Annotated in this window: 11 protein-coding genes; 4 read left to right on the forward strand and 7 right to left on the reverse strand. The window is 73.9% G+C overall.

The window, feature by feature from the left end; translation table 11 throughout:
• Window positions 1–233 precede the first annotated feature (233 nt).
• Window positions 234–1,001 (forward strand): 3-oxoacyl-ACP reductase, encoded by a 768-nt coding sequence (locus ABEA81_RS41950; RefSeq protein ID WP_345613586.1) that lies wholly within the window; start codon window positions 234–236, stop codon window positions 999–1,001.
• A gap of 18 nt (window positions 1,002–1,019) precedes the next feature.
• On the opposite strand, the gene ABEA81_RS41955 is transcribed toward ABEA81_RS41950, so the two are convergent.
• Together ABEA81_RS41955 and ABEA81_RS41960 are read right to left on the reverse strand one after the other, a co-directional pair.
• Window positions 1,020–1,397 (reverse strand): MmcQ/YjbR family DNA-binding protein, encoded by a 378-nt coding sequence (locus tag ABEA81_RS41955; RefSeq protein WP_345613588.1) that lies wholly within the window; start codon window positions 1,395–1,397, stop codon window positions 1,020–1,022.
• On the reverse strand, window positions 1,390–3,645 hold the full coding sequence (locus ABEA81_RS41960; RefSeq protein WP_345613606.1) for a HelD family protein: 2,256 nt from the start codon (window positions 3,643–3,645) through the stop codon (window positions 1,390–1,392). Before ABEA81_RS41960 ends, ABEA81_RS41955 begins: the two co-directional genes overlap by 8 nt.
• Before the next feature lie 318 nt (window positions 3,646–3,963).
• Between ABEA81_RS41960 and ABEA81_RS41965 the strand changes: the two genes are divergently transcribed.
• Both ABEA81_RS41965 and ABEA81_RS41970 read left to right on the forward strand, forming a co-directional pair.
• Window positions 3,964–4,734, forward strand: a complete 771-nt coding sequence (locus tag ABEA81_RS41965) for a SigB/SigF/SigG family RNA polymerase sigma factor (RefSeq protein ID WP_345613590.1) — start codon at window positions 3,964–3,966, stop codon at window positions 4,732–4,734.
• 29 nt (window positions 4,735–4,763) lie between these two features.
• Window positions 4,764–5,273: an SRPBCC family protein gene (locus tag ABEA81_RS41970; RefSeq protein ID WP_345613592.1), complete on the forward strand. Its 510-nt coding sequence runs from the start codon at window positions 4,764–4,766 to the stop codon at window positions 5,271–5,273.
• A 10-nt stretch (window positions 5,274–5,283) separates the two neighbouring features.
• Here ABEA81_RS41970 and ABEA81_RS41975 read toward each other — a convergent pair whose 3' ends face one another.
• Window positions 5,284–5,910, reverse strand: coding sequence for a DUF6328 family protein (locus ABEA81_RS41975; RefSeq protein WP_345613594.1), 627 nt, complete (start codon window positions 5,908–5,910; stop codon window positions 5,284–5,286).
• 47 nt (window positions 5,911–5,957) lie between these two features.
• Window positions 5,958–6,536, reverse strand: coding sequence for a type 1 glutamine amidotransferase domain-containing protein (locus tag ABEA81_RS41980; RefSeq protein ID WP_345613596.1), 579 nt, complete (start codon window positions 6,534–6,536; stop codon window positions 5,958–5,960).
• Window positions 6,537–6,615: 79 nt separating this feature from the next.
• On the opposite strand from ABEA81_RS41980, the gene ABEA81_RS41985 reads away from it, so the two are divergent.
• Window positions 6,616–7,260: an SDR family NAD(P)-dependent oxidoreductase gene (locus ABEA81_RS41985; RefSeq protein ID WP_345613598.1), complete on the forward strand. Its 645-nt coding sequence runs from the start codon at window positions 6,616–6,618 to the stop codon at window positions 7,258–7,260.
• Window positions 7,261–7,264: 4 nt separating this feature from the next.
• Here the strand turns inward: ABEA81_RS41985 and ABEA81_RS41990 are convergent, their stop codons facing one another.
• The 3 genes from ABEA81_RS41990 to ABEA81_RS42000 form a co-directional block, all read right to left on the reverse strand.
• The gene (locus ABEA81_RS41990; protein ID WP_345613600.1) at window positions 7,265–8,320 is read right to left on the reverse strand and encodes a DNA topoisomerase IB; all 1,056 of its coding nucleotides are present in this window, start codon (window positions 8,318–8,320) and stop codon (window positions 7,265–7,267) included.
• A gap of 54 nt (window positions 8,321–8,374) precedes the next feature.
• Complete coding sequence (locus tag ABEA81_RS41995; RefSeq protein WP_345613602.1) at window positions 8,375–8,734, reverse strand: TraR/DksA C4-type zinc finger protein; 360 nt, start codon at window positions 8,732–8,734, stop codon at window positions 8,375–8,377.
• Between the two features lie 111 nt (window positions 8,735–8,845).
• Window positions 8,846–9,393: glycosyl hydrolase family 65 protein (locus ABEA81_RS42000; protein WP_345613604.1), on the reverse strand; the 548-nt coding region annotated here is incomplete at its 5' end.

Below are 9,393 nucleotides of genomic sequence, written 5' to 3' on the forward strand. Positions count from 1 at the left end.
CCGCCGGAAGTCCGCCGAATAATTCGGCGGCCCAGCCCCACGCTGCGCGCACCGGCCGACGTCCCGAGTACGCCCGGTACGAGGGCCGCCGCCCGGCACACGCAGCGAGAACCTGGATCCACCGACTCACCCAACGGACTTCCGGCGGGGGACACTAGATCAGCGGTATGGCTGCACAGTGCTCCGGCAGGGCGGCCTCCTACGGTCTAGACCGACACATTTACGCTTCCCCCATGACGGATCGGTTCTCCGGCCGCACCGCGGTCGTGACGGGTGGCGGTAGCGGCATCGGGCTCGCCACGGTGCGCAGGCTGGCCTCCGAGGGTGCCCGGGTGGTGGTCGCCGACATCGACCCCGGGGCCGGCAAGGCCGCCGCCGACGAGGTGGGCGGGCTCTTCGTGCAGACGGACGTCACGTCGCCGGAGCAGGTCGAGGCGCTGTTCGGCGCCGCCGCCGACACCTACGGCAGCGTGGACGTCGCGTTCAACAACGCCGGCATCTCCCCGCCCGACGACGACTCCATCCTCGACACCGGCCTCGACGCCTGGAGGCGCGTGCAGGAGGTCAACCTGACCTCGGTGTTCCTGTGCTGCAAGGCGGCGATCCCGCACATGCAGCGCCAGGGCCGGGGCGCGATCGTCAACACCGCGTCGTTCGTGGCCGTGATGGGCGCCGCGACCTCCCAGATCTCCTACACCGCCTCCAAGGGCGGGGTGCTCGCGATGACCCGGGAGCTGGGCGTTCAGTTCGCCCGCGAGGGCATCCGGGTCAACGCCCTGTGCCCCGGGCCGGTCGACACCCCGCTGCTGCAGGAGCTGTTCGCCGCCGACCCGGAGCGCGCCCAGCGCCGCCTGGTGCACATCCCGATGGGCCGCTTCGCCCGCGCCGAGGAGATCGCCTCCACCGTCGCGTTCCTGGCGAGCGACGACGCCAGCTTCATCACGGCATCCACCTTCCTCGTGGACGGCGGCATCTCCGGGGCGTACGTGACACCGCTGTAGCCGCTGGCACCCGGGCGATCAGACATCCAGCCGCGCGACGAGTGCCGTCGGCGCCACCTGCAGGTAGGCATCGACGATCACCTCGCCGACCTCGTCCCAGTCGGGCTCGGCGTCGAGCCGCATCCCCACCCGGTCGCGCCCGCCGAATCGCGGGGCGAAGAAGCGGCCCGGCGCGGCGGCCACCAGCTCCTGCCGCGCCCCGGGCGGCGCTGCCGCCCAGATCGCGACGTGGGGTGGGTCGAGCCGAGGGTGCTCGTCCGGGTGGACGAACTTCACGAAGGACCGGCGGCCCCGCACGAACCAGGTGGGCGCGCCGTGCGTGCGGGCTTCGGTCACCTCCGGCAGTGCGAGGCAGCGCCGACGCGCCCCGGTCAGGAGATCCGCCGCCTCAGCCACCGTTCCGCAGCTTGTGCAGCATCGGCGGGAGCGGTTCGGCGTGCACCACCGCGAGCCGCTGGGTGGCGCGGGTGATGGCGACGTAGAGGTCGCCCCGCCCGCGCGGCGACTCGGCGAGCAGCTCCGCGGGCTCGACCACGACCACGGCGTCGAACTCCAGGCCCTTCGCCGCCGAGACCGGCAGCACCACCACCGGCGCGGTGAGATCCACCTCGGTGCCGCCGTCCGAGCCGTTCCCTCCGAGCAGCCGCGCCCGCAGCCCGTCCAGCCTGCCGGACGGCACGAGGACGGCCGTGCGTCCGTCACCGACGGCACCGGACTCCTCGGCGAGCACCTTCGCCACCACGTCCTCCAGCTCCCCCGCGCCGGCCGGCACCGCGCGCGGCGGCACGCCCGTGCTGCGGACCGAGCGCGGCGGGGCGAGGCCCGGTTCGATCGTGGCGAGCACGTCGTCGGCGACGTCGGCGATCTCGGCCGGGGTGCGGTAGTTCACCGTGAGCTGTTCCAGGCGCCAGCGCCGCTCGACGAACGGGGCGAGCACCTCGTCCCACGAGCCCGCGCCCGCGAGGTCGCCGGTCTGGGCGATGTCGCCGACGATCGTCATCGAGCGGCTCGGGCAGCGGCGCATCACGAGGCGCCACGCCATCGGCGAGAGCTCCTGCGCCTCGTCGACGATCACGTGGCCGTAGGTCCACTCCCGGTCGGCGGCCGCGCGATCGGCGGTGGAGTCGTAGCGGCGCACCGCCTGCCGCTCGGCGAGCCGGTCGGCGTCGACCACGTCGGTGGCGCGCAGCAGCTCGGGGTCGAGGTCCTCCTCCAGGTCGAGGACGTCGAGCACGCCCTGCGCGTAGAGCACCTCCTCGCGCAGCGCGGCGGCCTCGCGGGCGGCCGCCTCGGAGCCGTCGTCGCCGAGCAGCTCGGCCGCCTCGTCGAGCAGCGGGACGTCGGCCGGGGTCCAGCGCAGGTCGTTCGGCACGTCGTCGGCGGGCGCGGGCCGGTGGAGGAGGTCGCGGTCGGCGGCGGGCAGCCGGCGGGCCACCGAGTTCAGCCGTTTGCGGTCGTCGAACAGGTCCGTGAGCAGCTGCTCGGCCGAGAGCGTCGGCCACAGGGCGTCCAGCTCCCGGGAGAGCTCGCGGCTCTCGGCGAGCTCGTCGCGGATGTCGGCCAGGTCGCCCGCGTCGAGCAGGTTGCGCCCGCCCGGGCCGGTGAGCGTGCGGGCCACCTGCTCGGCGAGCAGCCGCACGGCTTCCTTGCGGAAGATCCGCCGGGCCTCGTTGTGCGGCCTGCGGGACCGGCGGGCACGGGTGCGGGCGGCGTGTGCGATGTCGCGGTCGAGCCGCACCGGCTGCTGCTCGACCACGAGCTCGACGGGACGGCGCGGCACCTGCTGCCGGTCGCGGACCGCAGCCGCGACGACCGCCGCCATTTCGGCCCGCCCCTTCACCGCCGCGGTGCCGGCGGGCTCGGTGCGCCGCGCGTCCAGCCCGGGGTGCAGCTGCCCGACCGTGCCGAGCACCACGCTCGTCTCACCGAGCGAGGGCAGCACCTGCCCGATGTAGGACAGGAACGTGGGGTTCGGCCCGACGACGAGCACGCCGCGGCGCGCCAGCCGGTCGCGGTGGGTGTAGAGCAGGTAGGCGGCCCGGTGCAGCGCCACCGCGGTCTTGCCCGTGCCCGGCCCGCCCTGCACGACCAGCACCCCGGACGGCTTGGAGCGGATGATCGCGTCCTGCTCGGCCTGGATCGTGGCCACGATGTCGGCCATCCGGCCGGTGCGGCGGGCGTCGACGGCGGCCAGCAGGGCGGCCTCGCTGGTGAGCCCACTGGACTGGGACGCGGCGGTGGCGTCGTCGAGGTCCAGCACCTCGTCGTCCACGGCGATGACCTCGCGGCGGCGCGTGCGCAGGTGCCGACGGCGCCGGATGCCCTCCGGGGACGCGGCGGTGGCCGTGTAGAACGGCCGGGCGGCGGGCGCCCGCCAGTCCATCAGGAGCGGCTCGTACTCGTTGTCCTCGTCGAGGAGGCCGAGACGGCCGATGTAGCGGCGCTCGCCGTCCTCGGCGTCGAGCCGGCCGAACGCGAGGCCGTGCTCGGCGGCCCGCAGCGCGGCGAGGCGATCGGTGTACATGGCGGCCGCGGCGTCCCGCTCGGTGAGCGCCTGCGGGGTGCCGACCGTCTCGTCGTGCAGCACGTCCGACAGCCGCCGGGCCGTCTCGGCCCGCCGCGCGTCGAGGCGCTGGTACAGCATGTGGACGTAGGCCCGCTCGTGCTCGAGCCCGTCCTGCGAGCCGCCGGGGGCCTGGATCGGGACGCGGGCGTCCGGCACCGCGGGAGACGTGCTGTTCGACACCGGTAGATCACCTTCGCGGGCGTGACGTACGACAGGGCGACGTATGAACGTACCAGCGGCCGAGTTTCCGGTCCGCAGGCCGCGGGTAGGTCTCCGCGTGCACCTCCCCGCCGATCCCGCGCGCCAGGACGTGCGCCCGCGAGCGAGTGACCGACACGGCGCCTGCGCGCTGCGCCGTCCGCCGACGGGCGGGCCGAGCGCGAGCGAGGCCGTGCGATGAGCGACGCGTCCCGGGACTCCGACTACGCGCACCTCGCGCCGCTGTTCGAGCAGTTCGCGGCCCTCCCGCCGGACCACCCCGAGCGGGCCGCGCTGCGGTCCAAGCTCGTCACGGGCTACCTGCCCGTGGTGCAGCACATCGCGCGCCGGTTCGCAGGCCGCGGCGAGCCGGTGGACGACCTCGAGCAGGCCGGCACCGTCGGGCTGCTCAACGCGGTGGACCGGTTCGAGCCCGACCGCGGCATCGACTTCCTCTCCTACGCGGTCCCCACCATCACCGGCGAGATCCGCAGGCACTTCCGCGACCGGACGTGGTCGATGCGGGTGCCGCGGCGCCTCAAAGACCTCCAGAGCGCGATCAACAGCGCGATCGGCCCGCTGTCGCAGGAGCTCGGGCGCGCCCCGCGTCCCAGCGAGATCGCGGCCCGCCTCGGGATGCCCACCGAGGAGGTCGTGGAAGGCCTCGACGCCCAGCAGGCCTACCGCAGCAGCTCCCTCGACGAGCTCGTGGCAGGTGCCGACACCCCCCTCACCGACACGCTCGGCGATGTCGACACCGAGCTGGACAAGGTCGAGTACCGGGAGACCCTCGCGCCGCTGCTCGACGAGCTGCCCGAGCGCGAGCGCACGATCCTGCTGCTGCGGTTCTTCGGCAACCTCACCCAGACCCAGATCGCCGACCGCGTCGGCATCTCCCAGATGCACGTGTCGCGCCTGCTGTCGCAAACCGTCGCGCAGCTGCGGCGGCGGATGACCGAAGACGCGTAGCCGGGCTGCCGCCGGGTACGCCCCACGACATGACGACCGACGTTGTGCAGACCGTCGACGTTGCCGTGCCCGTGAGCACGGCCTACAACCAGTGGACGCAGTTCGAGTCGTTCCCGCAGTTCATGGAGGGCGTCGAACGCATCGACCAGCTCACGCCGACGCGCACGCACTGGGTCACCACGATCGCCGGTGTCCAGCGCGAGTTCGACGCCGAGATCACCGAGCAGCACCCCGACGAGCGCGTCGCATGGCGGACCGACCGCGGCATCCACCAGTCCGGCGTGGTGACGTTCCACCGCATCGACGACCGGCGGACACGGGTGACGCTGCAGCTCGAGCACCAGCCGGAGGGCGTCGCCGAGAAGGCCGGTGACGCGCTCGGCCTCGTGCAGCGGCGGGTGAAGGGCGACCTGGAGAACTTCAAGTCGTTCATCGAGTCCCGCGGCCGCGAGGAGGGCGGCTGGCGCGGGGACGTCGGCCGCAGCCCTCAGCGGCCGGCGAACGGCCCGGCGGACCAGCCGGGCACCCTCCCCGGATAGCGCGAACGCGTCACGCCGATGACGGCTCCCGGGCCGCCGCCCGATCCGCGGGCGGCGGCTCGTCGTTCCCGCCGTCGGTGGCGCCGTCGGTGGCGCCGTCGGTGTCGCGAAGCGCGGGGGTCGGACGCGAGCGGAGCAGCAGCGGGATCGGCAGCACGAACCACAGCAGGCACAGCACGACGAAGACCGCCACCGCCGAGGAGACCGCGAAGGACAACCCCACGGCCACGTCGAGCACCAGCAGCACGGAGCCGGTGAGGGTGAGCGCGAGGGTGGCGAGGCCCAGGCTGAACAGGACGTGCCCGAGCTGCACGGTCTCCGGCTTCACCCCCCGCCGGAAGGTCATGCGGTGCACGGCCGCCGGTGCGACGAGCAGGCCCGCCGTGAGCACCGAGCACAGCAGGGTGACCACGTACGTCCAGCGCTGCACCTCGTCGATCGAGCCGAAGCGTTCGGTGAACGAGAGCGTCAGCAGGAACGCGAACAGGATCTGCACCCCGGTCTGCGCCACGCGCAGCTCCTGCAGCAGCTCGATCATGTTGCGGTCGGCGCGCTGCAGCCGGCCCTCGCCGCGGCCGTCGGCGGGGCCGCCGGGAGGGTTCGAGGTGCCGTTGCCGGCGGAGCGCCACTCTGCCATGGGACATGACTACCCGATCGGGTGGCGCTCACGCAGCAGCATGGCCCTCACACGGTGGCGCCCTCCCGGTGCACCCGGTGCACGCCCTCCGCGAACTCCTCCACGATCTTCGCGCAGAACGCGGGCAGGTCGTCGGGGTTGCGGCTGGATACCAGCCCGTTGTCGGTGACGACCTCCTCGTCCACCACGGTGCCGCCCGCGTTGCGGATGTCGGTGCGCAGGCTCGGGAACGAGGTCAGCGTGCGGCCGCGCACGAGGTCGGCCTCGACCAGGGTCCACGGGCCGTGGCAGATCACCCCGACGGGCGTGCCCGCCCGGAACGCGGCGCGCACGAAGTCGCGCACGTGCGGGTCCATCCGCAGCCGGTCGGCGTTGACGGTGCCGCCGGGCATGATCACGCCGTCGTAGTCGGCGGCGTCCGCCTGCGCGGCCGTCCGGTCGACGGGGAACCGGTCGGCCGGATCGATGTCACCGTTCATCGCCTGGATCTCGCCCTCGGCGAGCGAGACGATCTCGGTGCGGGCACCCTCCCGCGTCACCGCGTCACGCGGCTCCGTGAGCTCGACCTGCTCCACGCCGTCGGTGGCGAGGATCGCGATGCGCTTTCCGTCCAGCTTGCCAGTCATACCCGTCGCGTACCCGTGGGCGGTGCGGCTACGCACACCGTTGACCCTGCCACTGGTGTGAGGCCATACCGTCTCGGACATGGCTGGTGCGGTGGTGCTGGGAGCGGGGCCGGGGATCGGCCGGTCGGTCGCGTTCCGGTTCGCGGTGGACGGGATGCCGGTCGCGGTCGTGGGCCGGTCCCGGCCGACCGTGGACGCGGTCGCCGCCGGCATCCGGGACACCGGTGCCGACGTGCTGGGACTGGCCGCGGACGTCGCCGACGAGGACGCGCTGCGCGCCGCGCTCCGCACGGCCGAGGAGCGCTTCGGCGTGCCGGACGTCGTCGTGTACAACGCGGCGCTCGTGCGGCCGGACGCCCTCGGCGAGCTCGACGCCGCCGGCCAGCTCGCGGCGTGGAAGGTCAATGTCGTCGGCGCCCTCACGGCCGCCGCGCAGGTGCTGCCCGGCATGGCCGCGCGGGGCAGCGGCACGTTCCTGGTCACCAGCGGCATGCCGGAGCCGAAACCGGGCTACGTGAGCCTCTCGCTGGGCAAGGCGGGTGTCCGGACGCTCGCCGAGCTGCTCGACCTGGGGTACCGGGATGTCGGCGTCCACGTCGCCACGGTGACGGTCGCCGGTCCGGTCGCCGAGGGAACGGCCTGGGACCCCGACGACATCGCCGAGCACTACTGGCGGCTGCACCACCAGCCCCGCGAGGCGTGGACCCACGAGGTGGTCCACTGACCGCTCAACCCGCGATGAGCCGCACCACCGCGCGCTCGACCTCGGCGCGGACGGCGTCGTCGGTCAGGTCCGGTCCGGAACCGTTCCCGAGCGCGCGCAGCGCCGGCAACACGGTGCGCCCCTCCTCGAACCGCTCGATCACGCGCGGGTCCACGTACGAGCTGCGAGCCACCGTCGGGGTGTTCCCGAGGTGGTCGGCCACGTCCTCGAGCGCCCGGTTCACCACGCGCCTGCGGGTGCGCTCCCGCTCCGGCACCCCGCCCCGCGCCACCCGCCCGGCGAGGTTGGCGGCGGCGAGCACGGTCGCGTTCCAGGTGCGCAGGTCCTTGCAGCTGTACCGGTCGCCGACCAGCTCCTTGACGGCGGCGTTCAGGTCCTCGGCCCGCACGTCGTGCCATCCGCGGCCGACCCGGTAGGCGAGCAGGTCCTCCCCACCCCCGCGCCGGCGCAGCAACGAGTTGACGACGCGGTGCAACAACGGGTCGCGCAGCGCCAGCGTGCGCGGCACCCCGCCCTTCGCCGGGTAGGCGAACACCACCGCGCCCCGGTCGAGCCGCACGTGCTCGCGGCGCAGTGTCGCCAGTCCGAACGTGCCGTCCTCGTCGTCGTCACCCGGGGCGTACTCCTCCCCGCCGGGCCGGAAGACACCGACATCGAGCATGCGCACCCCGCCCGCGAGCACCCGCTCCTGGCCGAGTCCCTTGGCCTGCAGCCGCCGGACCAGCTCCTGCCGCACATCGGGGAGGGAGCTGCCGAGCGTGAGCACCCGCTCGTACTTCTCCCGGTCCCGGCGCCTGCGCCACTCCTCGTGGTAGCGGTACTGCCGCCGGCCCGCCGCGTCCACGCCGACCGCCTGGATGTGCCCCTCCCGGTCGGGGCAGATCCACACCTCCTGCCACGCAGGCGGGATGGCGAGGGACTTGATCCGCGCGATCTCCTCCGGATCCGTGATCGGCGCACCGTCGCAGTCGTAGAAGCTCCACCCGCGACCGCGCCGCCGCCGGGAGAAGCCGGGAGCCGCGGGATCGACCCGGACCAGGCCTTCGGGAACGTCGCTCACGTCCCCCACCTACCCCCGCCGGACCAGGGCGAACCGGGTGGCGAACCGGGCGGCTCAGCTCACCACGGGGGTGTCGGCGTGCTCTCGGCAGGTGCGCGCCTCCGGACGGGCCTCCAGCCGCTCGTCGTCGATCTCCCGGCCGCACACCTGGCACCGGCCGTACTCCCCCTCGTCCAGCCGCTCCAGCGCGTCCTGGACGCGCCTGCGCTGCTCCTCGATCGTGTGCACCCTGAGATCGGCCTCCATGGTCGTGTTGACCTCGGTGCCGTAGTCACCCGGATGCTGGCTGAGGGCACCCTCGTGGCCGAGCGTGTCGGCCGAGGCCTCCTCGCGGTTCTCCGCGGCGGCGCGCAGCCGGTCGTCGAGTGCGGACAGCTCTCCGGTCAGCAGGTCACGGGCGCGGTCGGGGTCCACGGTCGTCCTTCCGTTCGGGGCACGGGGCGCGACCGCCCCGCATCAGCGCATGCGCATACCCCGCACCGCGGCCACGTACGCCCCCCGATCAGGACCGACGTTCGCTCCCGCTCAGCTACCCGGGTGCCGGGCCTTCGGCCCCCGCCCGTACGGCTGCTCCACCGGCTCCACCGGCTCCAGCGCCGGGATCGGCCGCACCTGCGGATCCTCCGCGAGCGCCAGCGCATCGCCGTGGTGGCTCAGCCGCATCGGCGGCCCCGAGACCAGCCGGTACTCCGCCTCCTCCGGGCGGATCTCCACCCGCAGCTGCCTGCCCCGCCACCTCAACCCGAACGAGATCCGCGACAGCGCCGGGGGCAGCCGCGGCGCGAACCCGATCCCCGACTCGTCCATCCGCATCCCGCCGAACCCGGCCACCACGGCGGTCCAGGTGCCGGCCATCGACGCGATGTGCACCCCGTGGTCGGAGTTGCCCGCCAGGTCGTCCAGGTCCACCAGCGCGGCCTCGGCGAGGTAGTCGTAGGCCAGGTCCAGGTGCCCGGTCCAGGCCGCCACCACCGCCTGCGTGCACGCCGACAGCGACGAGTCGCGCACCGTCAACGCCTCGTAGTAGGCGAAGTTGCGCCGCATCTGCTCCGGCGTGAAGGCGTCCGGCCGCA

Source organism: Pseudonocardia adelaidensis (genome assembly GCF_039543345.1).
GTDB lineage: Bacteria > Actinomycetota > Actinomycetes > Mycobacteriales > Pseudonocardiaceae > Pseudonocardia > Pseudonocardia adelaidensis.